The organism is Escherichia sp. E.sYA108, from assembly GCF_011754335.1.
GTDB lineage: Bacteria > Pseudomonadota > Gammaproteobacteria > Enterobacterales > Enterobacteriaceae > Escherichia > Escherichia coli.
This window is the reverse complement of sequence record NZ_JAAQVZ010000001.1, coordinates 4,307,221-4,331,807: the sequence shown is the minus strand read 5'-3', so window position 1 is coordinate 4,331,807 and position 24,587 is coordinate 4,307,221. Positions and strand designations below refer to the sequence as shown.

The window sequence follows — 24,587 nt, the reverse complement described above, 5'->3', positions numbered from 1 at the left end:
TCGGGCATAGGGAGATTAATCTTTCCGTGGGTCGTTGATCGGCTGACGAACCAGGAAGATGTACGCCAGTGCCCCCGCTGCGGTGACGCAACCGCAGATGATTAGTGCCAGACGGAATGAGTGGGTGGTATCAACAATAAAACCAGTAATGATCGGCGCAAAAGAGGCGCAGATGAAGCTGGCAAAGTTCTGGATACTGCCCACCGACGCAGTCATGCGAGAAGCAACTGCGACGTGGATCAAGCCCCAGCAGGATGTTCCGGCAAAGTGAATACAGAACAGTGCCATACCAATCAGCAGAACCGCTGTCATGGATGTTGTCGCTTGCGGTACGACCAGCGTAAAGGCGGCAGAACAGAACATCCCGGCAATAATGCAGATCTTACGGCTTTTAATCGGAGCCATTCCCCCTTTGACCAGCCAGTCAGTAACGTAACCGTTGACCAGCATCCCGGCAGCCCCAAACAGGAAAGGGATAGCCGCCATCAACCCTGTGCTTTTTAAATCCAGGTTATAGGCTGTTTGCAGGTAACCAGGAAGCCAGGCCAGATACAGCCACGCAGTGTAGTTGATGCCACTGAATCCGAGCATCATTCCCCACATTGTGCGGTTACGGAACAAGCTGCGCCATTCGGCAAAACTGAGCGGATCTCGGCGGGCATTGACGCTACCTGCATTGAGATAAGCTTGTTCAACGGCAGTCAGTTCTACGTGCTCGCGGTTGCGATAGAGCATATACCAGCCGATGGCGAGAAAAATCCCCAGTACACCAATGGTAATAAACATCCCGCGCCAGCCCATCACCAGCATCATCGCCGCCAGAATCGGTGGGCTTACGGCAACGCCAATGGTAGAAGCTGCGTTGAAGAAGCCCATCGGGCGTCCGCGCTCTTTGATGTTGAACCAGTCGTTAATGACTTTTACACCGCATGGGTTCATCGGCGCTTCACCAATTCCCATACCGATACGCACCAACACGAACTGCGTAAAGCTGTGCACCATGCCAGACATTGCCTGGAACAGTGACCAGAAGAACATCCCCAGTCCCAACATCAGGCGCGGGCCTTTACGATCCAATAGTGGGCCGCAAGGAAGTTGCGCAATCCCGTAAGCGAGTGAAAACACGGAGAGCAAAGCGCCGATTTCGGTGGCACTTAATCCCAATTCTTCACGAATCGTTAAATTTGCTACCGACAGCGAACTGCGGTCGAGATAATTGATTACCGCCGCAAAAAATAATAACAACATGGCGGTGGTTTGAATGCGTTTAATTCGGGTACTGCGTTGAACTAATCCATCTGGTGGCACGGGAATATCTGCCGACGAAGATGGAGTAAATGAAGAACGCGGATCGAGGGTGATATTTTCTTTTTCCACGCCGGACTCCTGTATTTATAATTTTAATTGTTTACGTAATTGTGCATTACGCAAGGTTGACATTAACGGCAGGTTAAAGTTTTAGGACTTTACTACCGCTCACAAAAAAACATTTTTAGTCGACTGATTGTGAGCATAGGTAAGCGGGAATTTTCCGGTATTTATCTTTTGATAAAACCGTGCACCCGCTAATAGTTTGCTGTTTTTAATCCGTACTTAATGAGCATAACGCATGTTCTCATTAATGGATCGAATCATTGATTGTTTAGCTGAATTCAAATGGTTACGGAGCGCAAGGGTGGCATCAAGGTCACTGCGGCAAATCAGAGCGCTGAGAATGGTCATATGCTCATCGACGGCAATGATATTGCGCTGTTTAAGATCGCTTTCGTCCCATTGATAGTGAAAATGAAAGATGACTGATATGATCTCAAGCGATTGTTCAAAAAAGATATTGTCGGCAGCTGAAAGCAGTAAGGAGTGAAAATCTCTGTCAAGTTGCGAGAACATGCGAAAGCTATTGCCGATGTTGTCACGCAGTAGCCTGTGACGTTCGAGCATGGTTTTCGCCTGCAGCCAGCGGGGATCATGATCAGGCAGGTTGAGAAAGTGCTGAAGTGAATGTGTTTCGAGCATTTCGCGTAGCTCAAACAGCTGCTCGGCGTAGGATTGATCGAATTGCTTCATGCTCCACTGGCCGCGCTTTTCGCTTTGAATAAGATTATAACGGCCGAATTTTAAAAGATATTCTCTTACAACCACCGGGCTGACACCCGCGGCCCGAGCCAGTTGCAGTTCAGAAAAAGTTTCCCCTGGGCGTAACTGGCGCTGGTTTATCATCGTGAAAAAAGCCTGCTCAAACACTTTGTTTTGTTCACTCATTGAAGCGGTAGTACAGGCGAAACCGTCATCATGGTCAGGTTTACGCGCAATAACATAGTCGTTTCCAACCTGCGTTAAGACGCCGCATTCGCGTAAGTGGCTGAGAATATGACGCACTGTAGTGCGGCTGATGTTGTACATTTCCGCCAGCGCACTTTGCGATGGAAGTGGGGAAGGGATATGACCCCGCGCCATATCATCAATGACCTGGTTAATCACATTGTGGCGTAAATTTTGTGAACGACTCATATTTTCCTCCTTGTGAGTCCATTAAAACCCGATTTAAAACATTTTTATGCGCGTGTTTTCACAAAACAGATTTTCCGTTCCGCTGCCATTTTTCATTTTCATTGATATCTAAGGCAACAAAAAATGGAGAGCCGAATCATGTCTACGATGAATGTTTTAATTTGCCAGCAGCCGAAAGAATTAGTCTGGAAACAACGCGAGATTCCTATTCCGGGTGACAATGAAGCATTAATAAAAATTAAGTCTGTCGGGATTTGCGGTACCGATATTCATGCCTGGGGTGGAAATCAACCATTTTTTAGTTATCCACGGGTTTTAGGCCATGAAATATGTGGGGAGGTTGTTGGGCTGGGTAAAAATGTTGCTGATCTTAAAAATGGTCAGCAAGTTGCTGTGATCCCTTATGTTGCCTGTCAGCAATGCCCGGCGTGTAAAAGCGGGCGTACCAATTGCTGTGAAAAAATTTCAGTCATTGGCGTGCATCAGGATGGCGGTTTTAGTGAGTATTTGAGCGTGCCGGTGGCGAACATTTTGCCCGCAGACGGTATTGACCCGCAGGCGGCCGCATTGATTGAACCTTTCGCTATTAGCGCTCATGCGGTGCGTCGCGCAGCCATTGCTCCCGGCGAGCAGGTGCTGGTGGTCGGAGCGGGGCCAATCGGTCTGGGCGCGGCGGCAATCGCTAAAGCCGATGGCGCACAGGTGGTGGTGGCGGATACCAGTCCGGCGCGCCGTGAACATGTGGCAACGCGTCTGGAGTTGCCCGTGCTGGACCCGTCAGCCGAAGATTTTGACGCGCAGCTGCGGGCGCAGTTTGGTGGTTCGCTGGCGCAGAAAGTGATCGACGCGACAGGTAATCAACATGCGATGAATAACACCGTGAATCTGATTCGTCACGGCGGCACGGTGGTATTTGTCGGCCTGTTTAAAGGTGAGTTGCAGTTCTCCGATCCGGAATTCCATAAAAAAGAAACGACGATGATGGGCAGCCGCAACGCCACGCCGGAAGATTTCGCTAAAGTCGGTCGACTTATGGCGGAAGGGAAAATCACTGCCGACATGATGTTAACCCATCGCTATCCGTTCGCCACGCTGGCAGAAACCTACGAGCGCGATGTGATTAACAATCGTGAGTTAATTAAAGGCGTAATTACTTTCTGATAAGGCGAGATTATTAAAGTTGCCATGCAGCGTCCGGGGAAGTGTTGGGCGCTGTTTTTTTTCTGTTTCTCAATGATGTTTTGTAGGCCGGAGAAGGTGTGTAGGTCGCACCTTATGCGACCTACACATCAGTCAGGAATTACCCTTCACGTTCCACAACTTTAATTTCCACCATGCCGATCCCGAGCTTACGCGGCGAGTGTCCGAGGATATTCCCTTCGTTGGTTGAGACAGGTTCCGGCGGCACAATTACCAGTGTGTCGGCATCGGTTGGGTTATCGAAATGCAGTGTGGTGGTGGTCACTTCATTGCCCAGCACAAGAGTTTGTTCTTCATTGCCTACGCGTACCGGAATAGGACGGCTGGCGTTATTGCCGTATGCTTTGGCGGTAATCACCAGGTCAAATTTCTTCGGCAGCGGATGCTTGTACTCGATTTTTACTTCATCGCCCAGCTGCGCGTTGGACCAGCGGCCCCACGACTCCGGACGGGAAATCCCGCTAAACTGTTTCACCTCTTCTGGCGCACCGGCGACGTTAAAGATGAAACTGTCGGCTTTGTAGCGAATATCGTTATCAACAATCTTCAGCGTATCGACATTGCCTTTGTAACGCGCCATGTCGATGACCGTATCTTTAAATGCCGTCTTGCTCTTCCATGTTGTTTTGTCAACATGCTGGACAATTTGCTGACCGCCAAGCTGCCCCTGCGAGACACACCAGTCGGTGGAAAGTGCCAGTTCCGGAGCCCAGAGTTGTGCCATCTTATAGCAACGGTCAACCCAGACGAAATTGTCGCGTGGAGCGAAATCGGCCAGCTGGAAACGCAGCGGTGCTGAGTATTCGCTTTCCGGCAGCGGTTCCACGCGTTTGTCTGAAACCCGCAACAGCAGCGGCAAACGGAAATGGCTACCCGAGAAGGCAATCATGTTTTTCTGCTGGTCGATGGTGAACTCTTTCATCTCTTTAGGGAATTTCCACAGGCGGATGATATCTGGCTTCCACGTCAATGTTTTCTCTTTGATATTGAGGAAGATTTCCGACATCGACTGCCCGGATAAACTGCTACGACCAAGTCCGAGATAGTTATCGCCACCGAGAATGTCCAGCACCGTCGCGCCGTTATCCATCGTGTTACGCTTCACTGCCAGCGTCTCTTGCTGCGGCTTGTCGCCACGAATGACAAAAAACAGGTTATTGCGATCCTGCTTATTGAGGTATTTCCACGCCGTGTTGTTCATCGCTAAATGGTCAGAAGAGACGACGATGACAGTATCTTTAAACCACGGTGACGCTTTGATTTTGTTGATAAACGTCGCGATATTCTCCTGGCTGCAACTTACCGCGCTGAATGACTGATTCGGTTTACCGTCAAAATCATATTTTTTGCGGTTACAGGTACGAGAAATAAAACCATCCGGGTGATGGGTATCGACTGTCAGGGTAAACAGTGAGAATCGCTGACCTGAGCGGGAAAGCTCTTCAAACTTTTTCCACGCTTCATCGAGAACGGTATCGTCGTAGAATCCCCAGTCGTTGCGATAGTGCGGGTCGGCTACCACGCTTTTCAGCTCTTCTGAGCCGTATAAGTGGTCGAAGCCGTGCGATTTCAGGAACACATCTTTACCGGCAAAACGCAGATTTGCGCCCTGCACGAAATAGTTCTGATAACCCGAGTTTTTCAGGATATCGCCCAGACAGATGTTCTGCGGGAAGAAGCTGGAGACAGAGGCGGAGGCGTTGCCTTCAAAGGGGGCAAACAGCGGTATGCCGCACTGAGAAGCCACCATGCCCGCAATCGTGTAATCCGTTCCTGGCAGCTGCTGCGTGTGGCTGAAATCCAGGCCTTCATTTTTCAACGCGCCCAGTTCAGGCGTGAGATCCGGGAAAGCCTCGTTATCAAAATAGGTTCGCTCGAGACTTTCGCCATAGATATAAACCAGGTTGAGTTTCGGGTCAGGGATAGTTTTCGACGGCTCTTTATAATAAGCCGCAAAGTCCGGGTCGCCATCGCGTGACTGGGATTTCACCAGTTCCGTTATCTGACGAAATGCCGGGCTGGCGTCCACCGAACCCAGCGCCAGTAAGAGCGCCAGCAGGCTGTAACCAAAATGGTGCGGATGATGGCGACGACGGCGCAGGATCCAGCCCAGCGCACCGAACACCGCTGTCAGCCCCAGCACAATGCCGATACCCGGCAGGATGTATTTGCTGACGCCAGCACCGGTCAGGCTGTTGGTTAAGGTATAGAGAACCGCGTCGTTAATACCATCGCCAGTAAAATAGTCGCTGGCAAACAGGGTGATATTTAAAACGACAAATAGCCCCAGCACTGTTAATGTGGCTGCAAACCACCAGGTGTTACGTCCCGCTTTCCATGCGTAAATCAGCACAGAGGCGAGAAAAAGGGCGAAAGAGAGTAGTTCTGACAACGGGCGATCCTCACTAAACCGGGCCGTTTAGCCAACGTTTAAGCTTTTTGAGAAGCACAATGTAATGGCGTCGCCATATTGCTGCAATTCTAGTGTCAAAAAAATGCGATGTTGTTAGGAATTAGTTTATAAACAGACTTTTTTGATCGCGGTCGCTTCCCGTGTAACAGGGGGAAAACCGTCCAGGAGCAGGGAAAAGGGCAGGAGAGAGCCGCGTCAGCCGGGTAACAGCTAAAACGCGGCGTTTCGCGGTTCAGGAAATGAAGTTCAGCCCCTGCTTTAACACCAGATCGCAGGCTTTGGTTTTCACCTTTTCTGCCAGCGGAGTCGTTCCGATGTTATCCAGATTGAGTTGCTGACCATCTTTGGTTTTCAGCAAACCCTGAATGCCATCCAGATAGTTGGTGTCTTCTTTTTGCTCTTCACTGTTCAGGCCCAGCTTTTCCAGCACCTGGTTCTTGATGTTTTCGGCATCGGTTACCGAAGCCAGCTTTTGCTTCGCGCAGTATTGCAGAATGCCTGCGGCGTTGTTCATGTTATCTGCGCTTAAGGCCTGGTTCCCGCTGCTAAGCAAGTTAGTTAATGACGCGAGCGACCAACCGCCTTCCTGTGTCGTGCTGTTTTGGTTGCCAAGTTCGCTGGCGGAGCTGGAGAGCGCATCTTTCCAGGACGCAGCATGCACCCCGGTGGAAATTAATGCGCTGGCGGCAATGGCACAGCACAGAAGATGTTTAACAGTTTTCATCATCATTACTCAAGGTGGAATTGTGTCGCAGTATACCGCCAGAAACGGGGATTAATACTCTTTACCTGTTACACGGCTACGGTAGCTATCCCAGTTGAAGATCACCCACAAACTGTTACCCAGGCGCATACGGTCCATCACGCGTTCGCCCAGCAACTTGGTCATCTCTTCCATATTACTGTTGGTCAGCATCCCGGTTGGGCGTTTGGAAGAAGAGCGGCGATCGACGATCTGGTTGATGATCACTTTTTCGTATTTCGATTCGGTCTGCACGCCGATCTCATCGATCACCAGCAGATCAACGTTGCTCAGATCGTTAAGCAGTTGTTCTTCGCTGGTACCGCTATTCCTGAAGGTATCTTTCATCGCCGACATAATATCGGCCACGGTGATGATCAATACGGATTTACCGCGTAGCAGCAGCTCGTTGCAGATTGCCGCCGCCAGATGGTTTTTGCCGGTTCCTGGCTTACCAGAAAAGATGAAGCTGGCGATGTTGCCGTCAAACTCTTCGACATACTGGCGCGCTTTGCTTAACGCATTCATCTGCCCTTCACACTCAACGCGATAGTTCTCAAAGGAGCAGTTCTGATGCAGTGGACGAATACCGGAGCGGTTAAAGGTGCGCTGCATTTTCATCGCCCGATTTTCACGTTCGAGAGCGGCGGAGCGGATCGCCCCTTGTTCTTTCTGCCAGGCCAGTAGCTCTTCACCCGTTTTGAATGCAGGTTTGATATGGGCAGGCATCATTTTTTGCAGGCGTTGCATCAGGTCGCCAACGTTTTTCATCGTTACCCTCTGAATCCTGGTGGAATTTGGCTGTCAGGTTCGCTGACCGTATTCACATCTCGTTTCGGCAGTCCGCCGTTGCTGGCACGACCGATTTGCAGGCTGCGCGCCAGTTTTTGTTGCCACTGCACATGGTGAAAGACTTTACCTTCCGCCTGCCAGTAGGCAATGAATGAGGCCAGTTCTTCGGTGGTCACCGGCTCTCTTAGCGCCACGCCCCATAGCGCCGCCAGGCGGATAAAGTCGGCATCGGGTTGCCAGTCCGGATACATGGCGAATTTCCCCATGGGGACAGCAACGGGAGCGGCTTGCGGTTCCTGATAGAGTTGATCGTCCAGAGCGACATCGCTTCCCGGACGCGCCAGCTTTTCTTCCAGCGCCAGCAGTTCAGCCAGGCGTGCAGGCGTGACGGCATAAAACGCCGGGGCATTGTTAGCAAATACGGCAACCACACCGCCTTCAGCTTTTGCCAGAACGGTTTGGTGATCGTGTACCAGGGCGTCAATACCAACGACGTCCGGGGTCAAAACTCTGGAAGACATACTGTTTCTCAAATATGGAACGATGAACGAGAAGGGAGATAACTTTTATAGTAACACACGGAGGAGAGGAGGCTGTCTCTCATCCGTGTGCTTAAGCGAGGCAATTTTATACGCGAGGGCGCTTGCGGTACAACCATAATCCAGGAATGGAAAGACCGATGGATAACGCACCAACAATCGATGAAGCTGTAAGAAAGTTGGTTAACAGGGTAATCATCAACGGTTCGCTGTAACCTAACTGGCTGATTTTTACCGCCGAAATCATTGCGGTATAAGCCGATATGCCCGGGAACATAGGGATAACGGCCGCCACGGTAAACACTTTCGGATGCGCCAGATACCAGCGCGACCATTGAATACCAATGGTGCCGACCAGCATAGAAGCCATAAAAGTTGACCACTCAATATTCAGCCCGCTGGTCATTAAGATCATTCGTGAACCATGGCCAATCGCGCCAAGCAGCGCACACCAGCGTAACGCCCGCACGGGAACGTTGAACACCATCGCAAAGCCGACCGCTGGAATGGCGGCGAGGATCATATCCTGCGCCAATGCAAACAGAAACTCGATCACACCCATCCGCGTAGCCCCCAAATCGTCAGTGCCATCACCACGCCGACGCAGGTAGCCAGCGTCAGCAGACTGGCGATCGCCCAGCGTGCCAGTCCGGTATTGATGTGGCCTTTAAACATATCGGCGACGGCATTAATCAACGGAAAGCCCGGCACCAGCAGCAGAACGCTGGCGGCCATCGCAATGGTGGGTGTATCGCTGAAAGTGGGGAGTTGCAAAAGCAATCCGGAAATGGTGGTGGCGGCGAAAGCGGTAAGGCAAAAGTTGATCTGTGGATGAAGATGACGTTGTGCCAGCAGCTGGCGGATATACATCGCGGTCGTACTGGCAAAGAAGGTGATGACGGCACCATCCCAGCCACCGTTATTGAGTTTACAGAAACAGGCGCAAGAAAGGCCAACCATTAAGGCTACCAGCCATCTTGGGTAACGTAATGGCTGAATTTGGCTAAATCGTTTCTCTACGCCTTTGTAATCCAGCAGATGATGCTCCGCAAGAATCACAATGTGCTGGACTTCAGTCACCACATGCATATTAATGCCGCGATCGTGATTTTTTCGTGTCGATGTCAGGCATTGCCCATCTTTAATAGTTGTCAGCACTATGGCGTTCGAAGAGATAGAACTTTCGACGCTGTCCATTCCCAACGCCCGACCCAGTCGTGAGGAAAGCTCATCAACCAACGCGCTTTCCGCACCATGTTGCAAAAGAAATAATCCACACTGGATACAAAGCCGCGTTACGGCTCGCTGTTGCTCAGTTTGCATAACTCGCCCTTTGTCATAGACGTGCTGCGTATTGTTCAGATAATGAGAATCCATTTGTATCATGAAGCACGGTTGTTTTGAGGTAGGTTAAGATCAAAATTGCGCTGATTAATCCTGGTTATCGGGACAAGCTCGGTGATAAAAAGCGAATTATCTCTCGCCGCAAACAAACTATCACATGAATATTATCACTATAATGAATTTATTGTTTTAGCCTTTACGGGTCAGGATAATAGATAGCTGGGCGCGTTTTTTAGTGTTAACAAGTTAAAATCATCAGATTTTATTGAATAAATATTGATTGTGTGATTCCCGCATTCTGCGGGAAGGGATATCATTTAATTTATAATTAAATGAATGTGATTTCTGTTTTTCATTAAGTATTCCTAACAACTTAATGTAGATATTTTAAATGTCTCCAGGCTATTTCACCAGGTTATCATTTGATGCTAACCTTCTGACACATGCAGTGGAGTTGTTGTGCAGCAGGAGTATGCTGATATGAAAGTGAATGCTAAGGATAATTTATTCGCTTAATCTATTAATTTGCTGGAAACATTTAAGGAATGAATATCCTGAATAAACCATCATAATTTTTAGACAGTGGATGTGGAGGAAATATGTTGCCAGGATGCTGCAAAAATGGAATTGTTATCAGTAAAATACCTGTTATGCAAGCAGGGTTAAAAGAGGTCATGAGGACTCACTTCCCTGAATATGAAATAATATCCAGCGCCTCTGCGGAGGACCTTACCTTATTACAATTACGTCGTTCCGGATTAGTCATTGCTGATTTAGCCGGTGAAAGTGAAGATCCACGTTCTGTTTGTGAACATTATTATTCTTTAATCTCACAATATCGGGAAATTCACTGGGTTTTCATGGTGTCACGCTCCTGGTATTCCCAGGCAGTAGAACTGCTCATGTGCCCTACGGCGACGTTATTGTCTGATGTTGAACCCATTGAGAATCTGGTCAAGACCGTACGTTCCGGCAATACGCACGCAGAGCGTATCAGCGCCATGCTGACCTCTCCGGCAATGACTGAAACTCATGATTTTAGCTATCGCTCCGTCATTCTCACTCTTTCAGAGCGCAAGGTACTGCGGCTATTAGGTAAAGGATGGGGCATCAACCAGATAGCTTCATTGCTTAAGAAAAGTAATAAAACTATCAGCGCCCAAAAAAACAGTGCGATGCGTCGACTGGCAATTCACAGCAACGCTGAAATGTATGCATGGATAAATAGCGCGCAGGGTGCAAGAGAACTTAACTTGCCTTCTGTTTATGGAGATGCCGCAGAATGGAACACAGCCGAATTAAGAAGAGAAATGTCGCACTCATAGAAAAATGCGTCATGAGTAGTATCGGTATTGAGAGTTTATTCAGAAAGTTTGCGGGCAACCCTTATAAGCTCCATACCTATACCAGTCAGGAGTCATTTCAGGATGCCATGTCGCGGATCTCGTTTGCGGCGGTCATTTTTTCTTTTTCTGCCATGAGAAGTGAGCGCAGAGAGGGATTATCTTGCCTGACTGAACTGGCGATTAAGTTTCCGCGTACCCGGCGTTTAGTTATTGCGGATGATGATATTGAAGCTCAGCTGATTGGTTCATTGTCGCCATCACCGCTGGACGGTGTATTAAGTAAAGCGTCAACGCTGGAGATTTTTCATCAGGAACTCTTTTTGTCATTAAATGGTGTACGTCAGGCGACCGACCGACTGAACAATCAGTGGTACATTAACCAAAGCCGGACGCTAAGCCCGACGGAGAGAGAAATATTGCGCTTTATGTCGCGTGGCTACTCAATGACACAAATTGCCGAGCAGCTTAAACGCAATATCAAAACGATCCGCGCGCATAAATTTAATGTGATGTCGAAACTGGGCGTCAGTTCTGATGCAGGATTGTTGGAGGCCGCAGATATTCTGTTATGTATGCGGCATTGCGAAGCAAGTAATGTGTTGCATCCCTATTAATCCGCATGATGCCGGGTTTACTTCCCCGGCAGTGCTTTCATTTCAGCGTACAATCGCCACATTGCTGCACATCCGGTAAGCGATAACGCTGGCAGCAAGTGCGGCGCACCAGCAGGCCGTCGCGCAGTACCACGGTACGCCAGAGTGGATTATCTTCACCGTTCGTGAGCGTTTTCTCAAAAAAGATGGCATGGCGCAGCGATTCAACCGTCGCCTCGCCGAGCAGTTGCTTCATCTCAGTGAGATACCAGTTGATCAAATAACCGGTATTACTCCAGATAAGTTTGCCGTTGATCTCTCCGGTCGCTTCTAGTGCCTGCACAACCGGAACCAGCGCCTGGCTGATTAACGTTTCCATTCGCTGCTGCGGCGAATGTGGTGTTGCGTTTTTATCGTCACACACATCGACCCAGAAACAGGCGGCACGGCCGGTTTCGTGAAACTCAGCATGGAAATGTTCCGGCGACACATCTAATGCTTTTTCCTGCGTCAGTAGCGCCAGCATTAATGGTGGCACCATCAGGCCGATATACCATTGTGCCCATAGTGAGATCAGCGGTTTGTTCTCGCGGATCATCGTTGGTTGGTTGCGATAGATATGATCGGAATAGACCGCGAGTAGAGAACTTAGCGCATTCGGTGATGACCATTGCGCCAGCGTCATGGCGTTAAGCGGAGCGGGTTCATCCAGGCGGATAAACTCGAGCAAATGTTCACGATGTTTGGCGATCGTCGCACGTACGGCTTGTGCAAGCCCAGCATCCTGTGGCTGGAGATGCGTTCGCCAGATAACATCTTCATAGAGCGGTGCGGAACGATAGGCCATAATCGGGATAGTAATCTAAATGATAATGATTGCTAATCCTAGCGATAGGTTTATCCGATAGCAAGGGATTTCTCTGGCTTGCAAATGATAAAAATTATCATATGATATTGGTTATCATTATCAATGAAAGAGATGAAACCATGTTGCAACGTACGCTGGGCAGTGGCTGGGGAGTGTTGCTGCCAGGATTGCTGATTGCAGGGCTGATGTATGCGGATTTATCGCCTGATCAATGGCGGATTGTCATTCTGATGGGATTAGTATTGACGCCGGTGATGCTGTATCACAAACAGTTACGGCATTACGTTTTGCTACCATCGTGCCTGGCGCTTATTGCTGGCATCATGCTGATGATAATGAATTTGAATCAGGGATGAAAAATCAAGGAAGAAACAAGAAAGGAAGTAAAGATAATTGGTGCGAGGGGGGGGACTTGAACCCCCACGTCCGTAAGAACACTAACACCTGAAGCTAGCGCGTCTACCAATTCCGCCACCTTCGCACAGTCATCTTACTTTTTTTGATATCGCCTCGTTTGGTGCGAGGGGGGGGACTTGAACCCCCACGTCCGTAAGAACACTAACACCTGAAGCTAGCGCGTCTACCAATTCCGCCACCTTCGCCCAGTGCGAGCAATATCAACGTGGTTTTTGGTGCGAGGGGGGGGACTTGAACCCCCACGTCCGTAAGGACACTAACACCTGAAGCTAGCGCGTCTACCAATTCCGCCACCTTCGCATACCATCAATTCTTAAAAAGAATTGCTACCACGGAGGCGCATTCTAGTGGTTTTCAGCTTTTCGTCAATAGTTAATTATCGGCAGATGTGTAATTGCTGGAAAAATGTCCATCAGGAGACTAACGAGCAGGTTTTGTAGGTCGGATAAGGCGTTCACGCCGCATCCGACACGGTATTCGGGGGCAGATGCCAGATGCCACGCTGGCGCGTCTTATCTGGCCTACGAAGGATTAATGTGCAGTTGTATAAGGCGAGCACGCCGCATCCGACAAGGCTTGCGGCGGGATACTCAACCTTTCTTCGCCTGGCGGGTCATAATGGCGCGATACACCTTGAAGCGCCCGGTTTGCGCGATAACTTCATGGAAGCCAAATGTCTCATCCAGCACGTCCGGGTAAGGCAGGAAGGCGTTCGCTACAATTCGCAGCTCGCCGCCGCTATTAAGATGACGCACCGCGCCGCGAATCAGCGTTTGCGCCGCATCCAGGCTGGTTTGCATCCCATCGTGGAACGGCGGGTTGGAGATGATCATATCAAAACGACCTTTCACCTCGGAAAAGACGTTGCTGGCAAAGACTTCACCTTCAACACCGTTGGCCGCAAGCGTCGCACGGCTGGCTTCTACCGCCGGGGCAGAGACATCGCACAAGGTGAGACGAATTTTCGGTGAATGGCGCGCAAAGGCAACTGAAAGCACACCCGCGCCACAGCCGACATCCAGCACTTTACCTTTCGTGTGCGGGGTTAACGTCGAGAGTAGCAACTGGCTACCGACATCCAGACCGTCGCGGCTAAACACGCCAGGCAGCGTTTTGACCGTCAGGCCATCGACGCTGTATTCGCCCCAGAATTTATCGGCATCAAATACCGGCTGTTTTTCCAGACGACCAAAATAGAGGCCACAGCGACGAGCGCTGTCGACTTTATTCAACGGCGCATAATCTGCCAGCATCTGCTCGGCGCTGCGCACGCCGCTGCGGTTCTCGCCAACGACAAAAATATCCGTCCCCACCGGCAGCAGAGAAAGTAAATTCATCAACTGGAACTGGGCTTCCGGTTTGTTCTTCGGCCAGTAGTAAATCAGCGTATCGCAATCTGCGACGTCATCCGCCGTGGCGACCAGACTGAAACGGGCGTTATCCCCCATCTGGCGGCTTAATACCTGCCAGTGGTGGAATTGCTGGGTATGAGCACGGCTGGCCGCGGTATCTAAACGCGCGGGCAGGTCATCCTGTAAGTCTCCGGCAAACAGAATACGGCTTTGTTCGAAATCATCACTGTGACGCAGCAAGACTTCACTTGCCGGGGTAAATGCAGACATGGAATGCTCCTCAATTGATACTGGCGGCGATTATAGCCATATGTTGGCGCGGTATCGACGAATTTGCTATATTTGCGCCCCTGACAACAGGAGCGATTCGCTATGACATCCCGACGAGACTGGCAGTTACAGCAACTGGGCATTACCCAGTGGTCGCTGCGTCGCCCTGGCGCGTTGCAGGGGGAGATTGCCATTGCGATCCCGGCACACGTCCGTCTGGTGATGGTGGCAAACGATCTTCCCGCCCTGACTGATCCTTTAGTGAGCGATGTTCTGCGCGCATTAACCGTCAGCCCCGATCAAGTGCTGCAACTGACGCCAGAAAAAATCGCGATGCTGCCGCAAGGCAGTCGCTGCAACAGCTGGCGGTTGGGTACTGACGAACCGCTATCACTGGAAGGCGCTCAGGTGGCATCACCGGCGCTCACCGAATTACGGGCAAACCCAACGGCACGCGCCGCGTTATGGCAACAAATTTGCACATATGAACACGATTTCTTCCCTCGAAACGACTGATTTACCAGCGGCTTACCACATTGAACAACGCGCCCACGCCTTTCCGTGGAGTGAAAAAACCTTTGCCAGCAACCAGGGCGAGCGTTATCTCAACTTTCAGTTAACGCAAAACGGCAAAATGGCGGCGTTTGCGATTACGCAAGTGGTGCTGGATGAAGCTACATTGTTCAATATTGCGGTCGATCCTGACTATCAGCGTCAGGGATTGGGAAGGGCGCTGCTGGAACATCTGATCGACGAACTGGAAAAACGCGGCGTGGCGACACTATGGCTGGAAGTCCGTGCTTCAAACGCTGCCGCCATTGCCCTGTACGAAAGTTTAGGCTTTAACGAGGCGACGATTCGCCGCAATTACTACCCCACCACGGACGGTCGCGAAGACGCCATCATCATGGCGTTGCCAATCAGTATGTAAGACAAGGTGGAATAATGAAGTGGGACTGGATTTTCTTTGATGCCGATGAAACGCTGTTTACATTTGACTCATTCACCGGCCTGCAGCGGATGTTTCTTGATTACAGCGTCACCTTTACCGCTGAAGATTTTCAGGACTATCAGGCCGTTAACAAGCCACTGTGGGTGGATTATCAAAACGGCGCGATCACTTCATTACAGCTTCAGCACGGGCGTTTTGAGAGCTGGGCCGAACGGCTGAAAGTTGAAGCAGGCTTGCTTAACGATGCCTTTATTAATGCGATGGCGGAAATCTGCACGCCGCTTCCGGGGGCGGTTTCCCTGCTTAACGCCATTCGTGGCAACGCTAAAATCGGCATCATCACCAACGGCTTTAGCGCCTTGCAGCAAGTGCGTCTGGAACGCACGGGCCTGCGTGATTACTTCGATTTGCTGGTGATTTCCGAAGAAGTTGGCGTTGCCAAACCGAATAAGAAAATTTTCGATTATGCGCTGGAACAGGCGGGCAATCCTGACCGTTCACGCGTGCTGATGGTTGGCGACACTGCCGAGTCCGATATTCTCGGTGGCATCAACGCCGGGCTTGCGACCTGCTGGCTGAATGCGCACCATCGCGAGCAACCAGAAGGCATCGCGCCCACCTGGACCGTTTCTTCGTTGCACGAACTGGAGCAGCTCCTGTGTAAACACTGATTGCCTCCCCCCCGTTGATGGGTAAAATAGCCGCAATTTTTCGTTTTCAACAAGCGCGGCGCGATGCCGCTTACTCAAGAAGAAAGAATTATGACGTTGTCTCCTTATTTGCAAGAGGTGGCGAAGCGCCGCACTTTTGCCATTATTTCTCACCCGGACGCCGGTAAGACTACCATCACCGAGAAGGTGCTGCTGTTCGGACAGGCCATTCAGACCGCCGGTACAGTAAAAGGCCGTGGTTCCAACCAGCACGCTAAGTCGGACTGGATGGAGATGGAAAAGCAGCGTGGGATCTCCATTACTACGTCTGTGATGCAGTTTCCGTATCACGATTGCCTGGTTAACCTGCTCGACACCCCGGGGCACGAAGACTTCTCGGAAGATACCTATCGTACCCTGACGGCGGTGGACTGCTGTCTGATGGTTATCGACGCCGCAAAAGGTGTTGAAGATCGTACCCGCAAGCTGATGGAAGTTACCCGTCTGCGCGACACGCCGATCCTCACCTTTATGAACAAACTTGACCGTGATATCCGCGACCCGATGGAACTGCTCGATGAAGTTGAGAACGAGCTGAAAATCGGCTGCGCACCGATCACCTGGCCGATCGGCTGCGGCAAGCTGTTTAAAGGCGTTTACCACCTTTATAAAGACGAAACCTATCTCTATCAGAGCGGTAAAGGCCACACCATTCAGGAAGTCCGCATTGTTAAAGGGCTGAATAACCCGGATCTCGATGCAGCGGTCGGTGAAGATCTGGCACAGCAGCTGCGTGACGAACTGGAACTGGTGAAAGGCGCGTCTAATGAGTTCGACAAAGAGCTGTTCCTTGCGGGCGAAATCACTCCGGTATTCTTCGGTACTGCGCTGGGTAACTTCGGTGTCGATCATATGCTGGATGGCCTGGTGGAGTGGGCTCCTGCGCCGATGCCGCGTCAGACTGATACCCGTACCGTAGAGGCGAGCGAAGACAAATTTACCGGCTTCGTATTTAAAATTCAGGCCAACATGGACCCGAAACACCGCGACCGCGTGGCGTTTATGCGCGTGGTATCCGGTAAATATGAAAAAGGCATGAAGCTGCGCCAGGTGCGCACTGCGAAAGATGTGGTGATCTCCGACGCGCTGACCTTTATGGCAGGTGACCGTTCGCACGTTGAAGAAGCATATCCGGGCGATATCCTCGGCCTGCACAACCACGGCACCATTCAGATTGGCGACACCTTTACCCAGGGTGAGATGATGAAGTTCACCGGTATTCCGAACTTCGCGCCAGAACTGTTCCGTCGCATCCGCCTGAAAGATCCGCTGAAGCAAAAACAGCTGCTCAAAGGGCTGGTACAGCTTTCCGAAGAGGGCGCGGTGCAGGTGTTCCGTCCAATCTCCAACAACGATCTGATCGTTGGTGCGGTTGGTGTGCTGCAGTTTGATGTGGTGGTATCGCGCCTGAAGAGCGAATACAACGTTGAAGCAGTATATGAATCAGTCAACGTTGCCACCGCCCGCTGGGTAGAATGTGCAGACGCGAAGAAATTCGAAGAGTTCAAGCGTAAGAACGAAAGCCAACTGGCGCTTGATGGCGGCGATAACCTCGCTTACATCGCTACCAGCATGGTCAACCTGCGCCTGGCGCAGGAACGTTATCCGGACGTTCAGTTCCACCAGACCCGCGAGCATTAATTCTTGCCTCCAGGGCGCGGTAGCCGCTGCGCCCTGTCAATTTCCCTTCCTTATTAGCCGCTTACGGAATGTTCTTAAAACATTCACTTTTGCTTATGTTTTCGATGATATTCCGAGCGGTTTCAAAATTGTGATCTATATTTAACAAAGTAATGACATTTCTGACGGCGTTAAATACCGTTCAATGCGTAGATATCAGTATCTAAAGCCGTAGATTGTCATTCTACCGATATTAATAACTGATTCAGAGGCTGTAATGGTCGTTATTCATCACCCATCGCTTTTGTGATGGCGACCATTGACTTCTGTAGAGGGTGAAGTCTCTCCCTATTCAGCAATGCAACCTCGTGTTGCCAGGCTCAAATTACGAGCAAACTTACAGGAATAAATCGATGACTATGACAAGACTGAAGATTTCGAAAACTCTGCTGGCTGTAATGTTGACCTCTGCCGTCGCGACAGGCTCTGCCTACGCGGAAAACAACGCGCAGACTACCAATGAAAGCGCAGGGCAAAAAGTCGATAGCTCTATGAATAAAGTCGGTAATTTCATGGATGACAGCGCCATCACCGCGAAAGTGAAGGCGGCCCTGGTGGATCATGACAACATCAAGAGCACCGATATCTCTGTCAAAACCGATCAAAAAGTCGTGACCCTGAGCGGTTTCGTTGAAAGCCAGGCTCAGGCCGAAGAGGCAGTGAAAGTGGCGAAAGGCGTTGAAGGGGTGACCTCTGTCAGCGACAAACTGCACGTTCGCGACGCTAAAGAAGGCTCTGTGAAGGGCTACGCGGGTGACACCGCCACCACCAGTGAAATCAAAGCCAAACTGCTGGCGGACGATATCGTCCCTTCCCGTCATGTGAAAGTTGAAACCACCGACGGCGTGGTTCAGCTCTCCGGTACCGTCGATTCCCAGGCACAGAGCGACCGTGCTGAAAGTATCGCCAAAGCGGTAGATGGTGTGAAAAGCGTTAAAAATGATCTGAAAACTAAGTAATTCGTCGTAATTCGTCCTCCCGAACTTTGTCGGGAGGCGCGATGTGCACCACACTAAAAATATCGCATTGAGTGATTTTCACGCTCATATCAAGCGGTGACATTAACTATGGTAAAGGAGACGCTTATGTTTCGTTGGGGCATCATATTTCTGGTTATCGCGTTAATCGCCGCCGCACTTGGGTTTGGTGGTCTGGCCGGTACCGCTGCAGGCGCAGCTAAAATTGTCTTTGTCGTCGGGATTATTCTGTTCCTGGTGAGTTTGTTCATGGGCCGAAAACGACCCTAGATTTCAGACCATTAAGAAAATTTTATCCAAAGCCAGTCCAGCGGACTGGCTTTTGCGGTTTTAGCGAATAATAAATTGCGTTACTTTGTCATTCTTTCACAACAAAAACAGGAAGGCAGAGGTGGGGCAGCGAATACCTGTAACGCTTGGTAATATTGCGCCGTTGTCGCTAAGGCCGTTCCAGCCTGGACGAATAGCTCTGGTGTGCGAAGGCGGCGGACAGCGTGGAATTTTCACGGCTGGCGTGCTGGATGAGTTTATGCGCGCGCAGTTTAATCCTTTCGATCTTTATCTCGGCACATCTGCCGGGGCGCAGAACCTCTCGGCGTTTATCTGCAATCAGCCCGGTTACGCGCGCAAAGTCATCATGCGCTATACCACAAAACGCGAATTTTTCGATCCATTGCGCTTTGTCCGTGGAGGAAATCTTATCGATCTCGACTGGCTGGTGGAGGCCACCGCAAGCCAGATGCCGTTGCAAATGGATACCGCCGCGCGGTTGTTTGACAGCGGCAAATCGTTTTATATGTGCGCCTGTCGTCAGGATGACTACGCGCCTAATTACTTTTTACCAACCAAACAAAACTGGCTGGATGTGATTCGCGCCTCCAGTGCGATACCTGGCTTTTATCGTAGCGGAGTGTCGCTGGAAGGCATTAACTACCTGGATGGCGGGATCAGTGATGCGATTCCGGTTAAAGAGGCGGCAAGGCAGGGCGCTAAAACGTTGGTCGTCATCCGCACTGTGCCGTCACAAATGTACTACACGCCGCAGTGGTTCAAACGCATGGAACGCTGGCTGGGTGACAGTAGCCTGCAGCCGCTGGTCAATCTGGTGCAGCATCATGAAACCAGCTATCGTGACATTCAGCAATTTATTGAGAAACCACCGGGCAAGCTGCGGATATTCGAAATTTATCCACCGAAACCATTACATAGTATCGCGCTTGGCAGTCGGATTCCGGCGCTGCGTGAAGACTATAAACTTGGGCGTTTATGCGGTCGTTATTTCCTCGCCACGGTTGGCAAGCTATTAACTGAAAAAGCGCCGCTTACCCGCCATCTGGTGCCAGTGGTGACGCCGGAATCGATCGTTATTCCGCCTGCGCCAGTCGCCAACGATACGCTGGTTGCCGAAGTGAGCGATGCTCCGCAGGCGAACGACCCGACATTTAACAATGAGGATCTGGCTTGATTTGCCGTTTTATCGATACCCACTGCCATTTTGATTTCCCGCCGTTTAGTGGCGATGAAGAGGCCAGCCTGCAACGCGCGGCACAAGCGGGCGTAGGCAAGATCATTGTTCCGGCGACAGAGGCGGAAAATTTTGCCCGCGTGCAGGCGTTAGCGGAAAAATATCAACCGCTGTATGCCGCATTGGGGTTGCATCCGGGGATGTTGGAAAAACATAGCGATGTGTCTCTTGATCAGCTACAGCAGGCGCTGGAAAGGCGTCCGGCGAAGGTGGTGGCGGTGGGGGAGATCGGTCTGGATCTCTTCGGCGACGATCCGCAATTTGAGAGGCAGCAGTGGTTACTCGACGAACAGCTGAAACTGGCGAAACGCTACGATCTGCCGGTGATCCTTCATTCCCGGCGTACACACGACAAACTGGCGATGCATCTTAAACGTCACGATTTACCGTGCACTGGCGTGGTTCACGGTTTTTCCGGCAGCCTGCAACAGGCCGAGCGGTTTGTACAGCTGGGCTACAAAATCGGCGTAGGCGGTACTATCACCTATCCACGCGCCAGTAAAACCCGCGATGTCATCGCAAAATTACCGCTGGCATCGTTGTTGCTGGAAACCGACGCGCCGGATATGCCGCTCAACGGCTTTCAGGGGCAGCCTAACCGACCGGAACAGGCTGTGCGGGTGTTTGACGTGCTTTGCGAGTTGCGCCCGGAACCAGAAGATGAGATTGCCGAAGTGTTGCTTAATAATACGTATGCGTTGTTTAGCGTTAGTGGGTAGTTTACCCTTCGTAGGCAGCATCCGGCAGTCGGCGCATAATGCCTGATGCGACGCTTGTCGCGTCTTATCATGCCTACAAGTCTGTGCCGAACCGTAGGCCGTATCCGGCATGTCACAAATAGAGCGCCGGAAATATCAACCGGCTCACCCCGCGCACCTTTAACGCATCAGCCAACGGCTCAACGTCTTCCGGCGTGGCGCTCGCCCAGCTTTGCGCCTCGCCATACACGCCGTGGGCATGAAACGCGTTCAGGCGTACCGGAACATCGCCAAGTCCCTTGATAAACACCGCCAGTTCTTCGATGTGTTGCAAATAATCCACCTGGCCAGGGATTACCAGCAAACGCAGTTCCGCCAGCTTACCGCGCTCTGCCAGCAAACAGATGCTGCGCTTAATCTGCTGATTATCGCGTCCGGTTAATTGTTGATGACATTCGCTCCCCCACGCTTTGAGATCGAGCATTGCGCCGTCACACACCGGGAGTAATTTTTCCCAGCCGGTTTCGCTCAACATACCGTTACTGTCCACGAGGCAGGTGAGGTGGCGCAGTTGCGGATCGTTTTTGATGGCTGTAAACAGCGCCACCACAAACGGCAGCTGGGTCGTGGCTTCGCCGCCGCTTACCGTTATCCCTTCGATAAACAGCACCGCTTTGCGGATATGGCTAAGCACCTCATCCACGCTCATGGATTGCGCCATTGGCGTGGCATGTTGCGGACACATCTTCAGGCAGGTATCACACTGCTCGCAGACCACAGCGTTCCACAGCACTTTGCCGTCAACAATCTGCAACGCCTGATGCGGACACTGTGGCACGCACTCTCCGCAATCATTGCAGCGTCCCATCGTCCACGGATTGTGACAGTTTTTGCAGCGCAGATTGCAGCCCTGCAAAAACAGAGCCAGACGACTGCCTGGCCCGTCAACGCAGGAGAAGGGGATAATCTTACTGACTAAAGCGCATCTGCTGTTCATGGCTTATCACGCGCGGCTGGCGTTCCAGAATACGAGTGTTGCGTGCGGCTTCTTCGCCCAGCCAGGTGGTGTTGGTGCGTGAACCTTCGGCGCGATATTTTTCTAAATCCGACAAACGCACCATATAACCGGTAACGCGAACCAGATCGTTACCGCTGACATTGGCGGTAAATTCACGCATTCCGGCTTTAAAGGCACCGAGGCAAAGCTGTACCAGTGCCTGCGGGTTACGTTTGATGGTTTCGTCGAGGGTCAGAATGTCGCTGATGCCGGAATAATAATAAGCATGATGCGGGGCGACAGTTTGCAGATGGGTGATCGGATCTGGCTCATCGCCATACGGCAAACGCGCGCCCGGCGTGGTGCCGATATCGGAACTGATCCCCGACTGTGCGTGTAACATGGCGCGTTTTTGCCAGCCATATTTCACGGGGGTATTGGCGACAAACTCCGCCAGTTGCGCGCTGATGCGATAACCCACTTCATTTGCGGCGGCTTCTTTACCGTAGCGCGCGGCAATCCCTTCTTTCTCACACAGCAAGTTAACCGCTTCCGCCAGCCCATACATGCCAAACATTGGCACAAAACGTTCAGGGTTAATCAGCCCTTCTTTCACCAGGAAGCTATTCTCAAAGAAGTGTGATTGTTGATAGAGGAATTCACACCGCGCATCGATGATGGCGATCTGCTGCTGGCAGTAGTGCGGTAGAGTGCGCGTAAAGAAGTCATCCAGCGATTCGCTGCGCTCGGCAATGGCTTTCAGGTTAAGGCGTACCAGCGTGCTGCCACCACCCGCCAGCGGCAGTGAGTTGTAACAGCTCACAATCCCGTAGCCCCCTTTTGTGAAAATTTTATCATGCACCGGACCGTTGGCGATGTGCGGTTTGCTACATTCACAGATGTTCTTCGCCACTTCCAGCAGCAGGTCATCAGGGGTGATTTCTGGATCGTAGATAAAGGTCAGGTTCGGTGAAACCTGCTTCAACTCTGCATCTGCACGTAATATCGCACGGGTGATGGGCGAATCAGACGGGCCGATATTGGCGTGCATAAAGGCGTCTGGCAGGGTTCTGTCGAGGTAACGCCAGAAACGTTTTATTCGAATATCGATCTCGTCTTGTGTTAGAATTCTAACATACGGTTGCAACAACGCATCCAGTTGCCCCAGGTAGACCGGCATCGATGTGACCGACGGTACGTGGTGGTAAAGAATGGTCAGCAGAGAGAGTGCGTCATCAAGATCTTTCGCGCCTTCCAGCTCCAGCCATTCGGAACCGTTCGCCAGAAAACGGGCGTAATCGGGTAAGACATAGCGCGGTTTGTACGGCGCATGACCTTCAAACATATCGCAGATTACACCCTCATCCAGCGCGCGGCGGGCCTCGGCAGGCAGCTGCGGATAAGGCAGATTGTTTTCTGCTTCCAGTGCCAGAAAATGGCGCTTCTGCTCCGGGCTAAGCACTGGGCTGGTGACAATTTGCTGGCAACGTTGTTGCAGTGCATTTTCATCAGAAGTGGGCATCTTCTTTTCCTTTTATGCCGAAGGTGATGCGCCATTGTAAGAAGTTTCGTGATGTTCACTTTGATCCTGATGCGTTTGCCACCACTGACGCATTCATTTGAAAGTGAATTATTTGAACCAGATCGCATTACAGTGATGCAAACTTGTAAGTAGATTTCCTTAATTGTGATGTATATCGAAGTGTGTTGCGGAGTAGATGTTAGAATACTAACAAACTCGCAAGGTGAATTTTATTGGCGACAAGCCAGGAGAATGAAATGACTGATCTGAAAGCAAGCAGCCTGCGTGCACTGAAATTGATGGACCTGACCACCCTGAATGACGACGACACCGACGAGAAAGTAATTGCTCTGTGTCATCAGGCCAAAACCCCGGTCGGCAATACCGCCGCTATCTGTATCTATCCTCGCTTTATCCCGATTGCTCGCAAAACGCTGAAAGAGCAGGGCACCCCGGAAATCCGAATCGCTACGGTAACCAACTTCCCACACGGTAACGATGACATCGAAATCGCGCTGGCAGAAACCCGTGCGGCAATCGCCTACGGTGCAGATGAAGTTGACGTTGTGTTCCCGTACCGCGCGCTGATGGCGGGTAACGAGCAGGTTGGTTTTGACCTGGTGAAAGCCTGTAAAGAGGCTTGCGCGGCAGCGAATGTACTGCTGAAAGTGATCATCGAAACCGGCGAACTGAAAGACGAAGCGCTGATCCGTAAAGCGTCTGAAATCTCCATCAAAGCGGGTGCGGACTTCATCAAAACCTCTACCGGTAAAGTGGCTGTGAACGCGACGCCGGAAAGCGCGCGCATCATGATGGAAGTGATCCGTGATATGGGCGTAGAAAAAACCGTTGGTTTCAAACCGGCGGGCGGCGTGCGTACTGCGGAAGATGCGCAGAAATATCTCGCCATCGCAGATGAACTGTTCGGTGCTGACTGGGCTGATGCGCGTCACTACCGCTTTGGTGCTTCCAGCCTGCTGGCAAGCCTGCTGAAAGCGCTGGGCCACGGCGACGGTAAGAGCGCCAGCAGCTACTAAGTAAGATGCTTTACGCCTGATGCGCTGCGCTTATCAGGCCTACGAGACGTATCTACCCGTAGGCCGGATAAGGCGTAGACGCATCCGGCAAAAGCCGCCTCATAC

At 51.2% G+C, this 24,587-nt stretch carries 25 protein-coding genes and 3 tRNA genes; 13 read left to right on the top strand and 15 right to left on the bottom strand.

Going from position 1 to position 24,587, the window contains the following annotated elements:
- Nucleotides 1-15: 15 nt before the first annotated feature.
- The gene (locus tag HBM92_RS20755) at nt 16-1,377 is read right to left on the bottom strand and encodes an MFS transporter (protein WP_000410144.1); all 1,362 of its coding nucleotides are present in this window, start codon (nt 1,375-1,377) and stop codon (nt 16-18) included.
- A gap of 216 nt (nt 1,378-1,593) precedes the next feature.
- Nucleotides 1,594-2,508 carry a GntR family transcriptional regulator gene (locus tag HBM92_RS20750; RefSeq protein WP_000091573.1) on the bottom strand — a complete coding sequence of 305 codons (915 nt, stop codon included), beginning with the start codon at nt 2,506-2,508 and terminating at the stop codon, nt 1,594-1,596.
- A 138-nt stretch (nt 2,509-2,646) separates the two neighbouring features.
- On the opposite strand from HBM92_RS20750, the gene lgoD reads away from it, so the two are divergent.
- Complete coding sequence (lgoD, locus tag HBM92_RS20745; RefSeq protein ID WP_000106049.1) at nt 2,647-3,669, top strand: L-galactonate oxidoreductase; 1,023 nt, start codon at nt 2,647-2,649, stop codon at nt 3,667-3,669.
- A gap of 139 nt (nt 3,670-3,808) precedes the next feature.
- On the opposite strand, the gene opgB is transcribed toward lgoD, so the two are convergent.
- From opgB to HBM92_RS20715, 6 genes are all read right to left on the bottom strand, one after another.
- Nucleotides 3,809-6,100, bottom strand: coding sequence for a phosphatidylglycerol--membrane-oligosaccharide glycerophosphotransferase (gene opgB / locus HBM92_RS20740; RefSeq protein WP_001292681.1), 2,292 nt, complete (start codon nt 6,098-6,100; stop codon nt 3,809-3,811).
- Between the two features lie 253 nt (nt 6,101-6,353).
- Nucleotides 6,354-6,848, bottom strand: a complete 495-nt coding sequence (gene yjjA, locus HBM92_RS20735) for a DUF2501 domain-containing protein YjjA (protein WP_001546344.1) — start codon at nt 6,846-6,848, stop codon at nt 6,354-6,356.
- A 48-nt stretch (nt 6,849-6,896) separates the two neighbouring features.
- Nucleotides 6,897-7,634 carry a DNA replication protein DnaC gene (dnaC, locus tag HBM92_RS20730; protein WP_000799911.1) on the bottom strand — a complete coding sequence of 246 codons (738 nt, stop codon included), beginning with the start codon at nt 7,632-7,634 and terminating at the stop codon, nt 6,897-6,899.
- Between the two features lie 2 nt (nt 7,635-7,636).
- Nucleotides 7,637-8,176 (bottom strand): primosomal protein DnaT, encoded by a 540-nt coding sequence (gene dnaT / locus HBM92_RS20725; protein WP_000098818.1) that lies wholly within the window; start codon nt 8,174-8,176, stop codon nt 7,637-7,639.
- 106 nt (nt 8,177-8,282) lie between these two features.
- Nucleotides 8,283-8,756, bottom strand: coding sequence for a threonine/serine exporter (locus tag HBM92_RS20720; protein WP_000538176.1), 474 nt, complete (start codon nt 8,754-8,756; stop codon nt 8,283-8,285).
- Nucleotides 8,747-9,517 (bottom strand): threonine/serine exporter ThrE family protein, encoded by a 771-nt coding sequence (locus HBM92_RS20715; RefSeq protein WP_001341281.1) that lies wholly within the window; start codon nt 9,515-9,517, stop codon nt 8,747-8,749. Before HBM92_RS20715 ends, HBM92_RS20720 begins: the two co-directional genes overlap by 10 nt.
- Nucleotides 9,518-10,137: 620 nt before the next feature.
- Here HBM92_RS20715 and HBM92_RS20710 point away from each other — a divergent pair.
- Together HBM92_RS20710 and bglJ are read left to right on the top strand one after the other, a co-directional pair.
- On the top strand, nt 10,138-10,863 hold the full coding sequence (locus HBM92_RS20710; protein ID WP_000936635.1) for a helix-turn-helix domain-containing protein: 726 nt from the start codon (nt 10,138-10,140) through the stop codon (nt 10,861-10,863).
- On the top strand, nt 10,821-11,498 hold the full coding sequence (gene bglJ / locus HBM92_RS20705; protein ID WP_001546345.1) for a DNA-binding transcriptional activator BglJ: 678 nt from the start codon (nt 10,821-10,823) through the stop codon (nt 11,496-11,498). The genes HBM92_RS20710 and bglJ overlap by 43 nt, the downstream gene beginning before the upstream one ends.
- A 37-nt stretch (nt 11,499-11,535) precedes the next feature.
- Here bglJ and fhuF read toward each other — a convergent pair whose 3' ends face one another.
- Entirely contained in the window at nt 11,536-12,324 is a 789-nt protein-coding gene (gene fhuF / locus HBM92_RS20700; protein ID WP_000331613.1) for a siderophore-iron reductase FhuF, read from the bottom strand.
- Nucleotides 12,325-12,464: 140 nt separating this feature from the next.
- Here fhuF and HBM92_RS20695 point away from each other — a divergent pair, with 140 nt between their 5' ends.
- Entirely contained in the window at nt 12,465-12,701 is a 237-nt protein-coding gene (locus HBM92_RS20695; protein ID WP_001350368.1) for a DUF1435 domain-containing protein, read from the top strand.
- Between the two features lie 38 nt (nt 12,702-12,739).
- On the opposite strand, the gene HBM92_RS20690 is transcribed toward HBM92_RS20695, so the two are convergent.
- The 4 genes from HBM92_RS20690 to rsmC all read right to left on the bottom strand — a co-directional run bounded on the left by HBM92_RS20690 (nt 12,740) and on the right by rsmC (nt 14,384).
- Nucleotides 12,740-12,826: transfer RNA gene (locus HBM92_RS20690), tRNA-Leu, on the bottom strand.
- A 34-nt stretch (nt 12,827-12,860) separates the two neighbouring features.
- Nucleotides 12,861-12,947: transfer RNA gene (locus HBM92_RS20685), tRNA-Leu, on the bottom strand.
- 28 nt (nt 12,948-12,975) lie between these two features.
- A tRNA-Leu gene (locus HBM92_RS20680) sits at nt 12,976-13,062 on the bottom strand.
- Between the two features lie 290 nt (nt 13,063-13,352).
- Nucleotides 13,353-14,384, bottom strand: a complete 1,032-nt coding sequence (gene rsmC / locus HBM92_RS20675) for a 16S rRNA (guanine(1207)-N(2))-methyltransferase RsmC (RefSeq protein ID WP_001272323.1) — start codon at nt 14,382-14,384, stop codon at nt 13,353-13,355.
- A gap of 102 nt (nt 14,385-14,486) precedes the next feature.
- Here rsmC and holD point away from each other — a divergent pair, with 102 nt between their 5' ends.
- The 8 genes from holD (at nt 14,487) to HBM92_RS20635 (ending at nt 20,947) form a co-directional block, all read left to right on the top strand.
- Complete coding sequence (holD, locus tag HBM92_RS20670) at nt 14,487-14,900, top strand: DNA polymerase III subunit psi (RefSeq protein ID WP_000204018.1); 414 nt, start codon at nt 14,487-14,489, stop codon at nt 14,898-14,900.
- On the top strand, nt 14,869-15,315 hold the full coding sequence (gene rimI / locus HBM92_RS20665; protein WP_001092461.1) for a ribosomal protein S18-alanine N-acetyltransferase: 447 nt from the start codon (nt 14,869-14,871) through the stop codon (nt 15,313-15,315). The genes holD and rimI overlap by 32 nt, the downstream gene beginning before the upstream one ends.
- 14 nt (nt 15,316-15,329) lie before the next feature.
- On the top strand, nt 15,330-16,007 hold the full coding sequence (yjjG, locus tag HBM92_RS20660) for a pyrimidine 5'-nucleotidase (RefSeq protein WP_000870700.1): 678 nt from the start codon (nt 15,330-15,332) through the stop codon (nt 16,005-16,007).
- A 90-nt stretch (nt 16,008-16,097) separates the two neighbouring features.
- Nucleotides 16,098-17,687: a peptide chain release factor 3 gene (prfC, locus tag HBM92_RS20655; protein ID WP_000175943.1), complete on the top strand. Its 1,590-nt coding sequence runs from the start codon at nt 16,098-16,100 to the stop codon at nt 17,685-17,687.
- A gap of 392 nt (nt 17,688-18,079) precedes the next feature.
- Nucleotides 18,080-18,685, top strand: coding sequence for a molecular chaperone OsmY (gene osmY, locus HBM92_RS20650; RefSeq protein WP_001295748.1), 606 nt, complete (start codon nt 18,080-18,082; stop codon nt 18,683-18,685).
- 126 nt (nt 18,686-18,811) lie between these two features.
- Complete coding sequence (locus tag HBM92_RS20645) at nt 18,812-18,973, top strand: DUF1328 domain-containing protein (RefSeq protein WP_000490275.1); 162 nt, start codon at nt 18,812-18,814, stop codon at nt 18,971-18,973.
- Nucleotides 18,974-19,094: 121 nt separating this feature from the next.
- Nucleotides 19,095-20,168: a patatin family protein gene (locus HBM92_RS20640; protein ID WP_001299799.1), complete on the top strand. Its 1,074-nt coding sequence runs from the start codon at nt 19,095-19,097 to the stop codon at nt 20,166-20,168.
- Nucleotides 20,165-20,947 carry a metal-dependent hydrolase gene (locus HBM92_RS20635; RefSeq protein ID WP_000563058.1) on the top strand — a complete coding sequence of 261 codons (783 nt, stop codon included), beginning with the start codon at nt 20,165-20,167 and terminating at the stop codon, nt 20,945-20,947. The genes HBM92_RS20640 and HBM92_RS20635 overlap by 4 nt, the downstream gene beginning before the upstream one ends.
- A 112-nt stretch (nt 20,948-21,059) precedes the next feature.
- Here HBM92_RS20635 and HBM92_RS20630 read toward each other — a convergent pair whose 3' ends face one another.
- Nucleotides 21,060-21,923 (bottom strand): YjjW family glycine radical enzyme activase, encoded by an 864-nt coding sequence (locus HBM92_RS20630; RefSeq protein WP_001088378.1) that lies wholly within the window; start codon nt 21,921-21,923, stop codon nt 21,060-21,062.
- Nucleotides 21,895-23,445 (bottom strand): YjjI family glycine radical enzyme, encoded by a 1,551-nt coding sequence (locus HBM92_RS20625; RefSeq protein WP_001143194.1) that lies wholly within the window; start codon nt 23,443-23,445, stop codon nt 21,895-21,897. Before HBM92_RS20625 ends, HBM92_RS20630 begins: the two co-directional genes overlap by 29 nt.
- A 257-nt stretch (nt 23,446-23,702) precedes the next feature.
- Here HBM92_RS20625 and deoC point away from each other — a divergent pair, with 257 nt between their 5' ends.
- Nucleotides 23,703-24,482 carry a deoxyribose-phosphate aldolase gene (deoC, locus tag HBM92_RS20620; RefSeq protein ID WP_001295412.1) on the top strand — a complete coding sequence of 260 codons (780 nt, stop codon included), beginning with the start codon at nt 23,703-23,705 and terminating at the stop codon, nt 24,480-24,482.
- The last annotated feature ends 105 nt before the right edge of the window (nt 24,483-24,587 follow it).

Coding starts and splice junctions, on each gene's coding strand:
- HBM92_RS20630 (WP_001088378.1), bottom strand. CDS start 21,923: ATGAACAGCAGATGCGCTTTAGTCAGTAAGATTATCCCCTTCTCCTGC.
- HBM92_RS20720 (WP_000538176.1), bottom strand. CDS start 8,756: ATGGGTGTGATCGAGTTTCTGTTTGCATTGGCGCAGGATATGATCCTC.
- dnaT (WP_000098818.1), bottom strand. CDS start 8,176: ATGTCTTCCAGAGTTTTGACCCCGGACGTCGTTGGTATTGACGCCCTG.
- osmY (WP_001295748.1), top strand. CDS start 18,080: ATGACTATGACAAGACTGAAGATTTCGAAAACTCTGCTGGCTGTAATG.
- rsmC (WP_001272323.1), bottom strand. CDS start 14,384: ATGTCTGCATTTACCCCGGCAAGTGAAGTCTTGCTGCGTCACAGTGAT.
- yjjG (WP_000870700.1), top strand. CDS start 15,330: ATGAAGTGGGACTGGATTTTCTTTGATGCCGATGAAACGCTGTTTACA.
- rimI (WP_001092461.1), top strand. CDS start 14,869: ATGAACACGATTTCTTCCCTCGAAACGACTGATTTACCAGCGGCTTAC.
- lgoD (WP_000106049.1), top strand. CDS start 2,647: ATGTCTACGATGAATGTTTTAATTTGCCAGCAGCCGAAAGAATTAGTC.
- HBM92_RS20715 (WP_001341281.1), bottom strand. CDS start 9,517: ATGCAAACTGAGCAACAGCGAGCCGTAACGCGGCTTTGTATCCAGTGT.
- holD (WP_000204018.1), top strand. CDS start 14,487: ATGACATCCCGACGAGACTGGCAGTTACAGCAACTGGGCATTACCCAG.
- HBM92_RS20625 (WP_001143194.1), bottom strand. CDS start 23,445: ATGCCCACTTCTGATGAAAATGCACTGCAACAACGTTGCCAGCAAATT.
- HBM92_RS20695 (WP_001350368.1), top strand. CDS start 12,465: ATGTTGCAACGTACGCTGGGCAGTGGCTGGGGAGTGTTGCTGCCAGGA.
- HBM92_RS20710 (WP_000936635.1), top strand. CDS start 10,138: ATGTTGCCAGGATGCTGCAAAAATGGAATTGTTATCAGTAAAATACCT.
- HBM92_RS20750 (WP_000091573.1), bottom strand. CDS start 2,508: ATGAGTCGTTCACAAAATTTACGCCACAATGTGATTAACCAGGTCATT.
- HBM92_RS20645 (WP_000490275.1), top strand. CDS start 18,812: ATGTTTCGTTGGGGCATCATATTTCTGGTTATCGCGTTAATCGCCGCC.
- yjjA (WP_001546344.1), bottom strand. CDS start 6,848: ATGATGAAAACTGTTAAACATCTTCTGTGCTGTGCCATTGCCGCCAGC.
- deoC (WP_001295412.1), top strand. CDS start 23,703: ATGACTGATCTGAAAGCAAGCAGCCTGCGTGCACTGAAATTGATGGAC.
- bglJ (WP_001546345.1), top strand. CDS start 10,821: ATGGAACACAGCCGAATTAAGAAGAGAAATGTCGCACTCATAGAAAAA.
- prfC (WP_000175943.1), top strand. CDS start 16,098: ATGACGTTGTCTCCTTATTTGCAAGAGGTGGCGAAGCGCCGCACTTTT.
- dnaC (WP_000799911.1), bottom strand. CDS start 7,634: ATGAAAAACGTTGGCGACCTGATGCAACGCCTGCAAAAAATGATGCCT.
- fhuF (WP_000331613.1), bottom strand. CDS start 12,324: ATGGCCTATCGTTCCGCACCGCTCTATGAAGATGTTATCTGGCGAACG.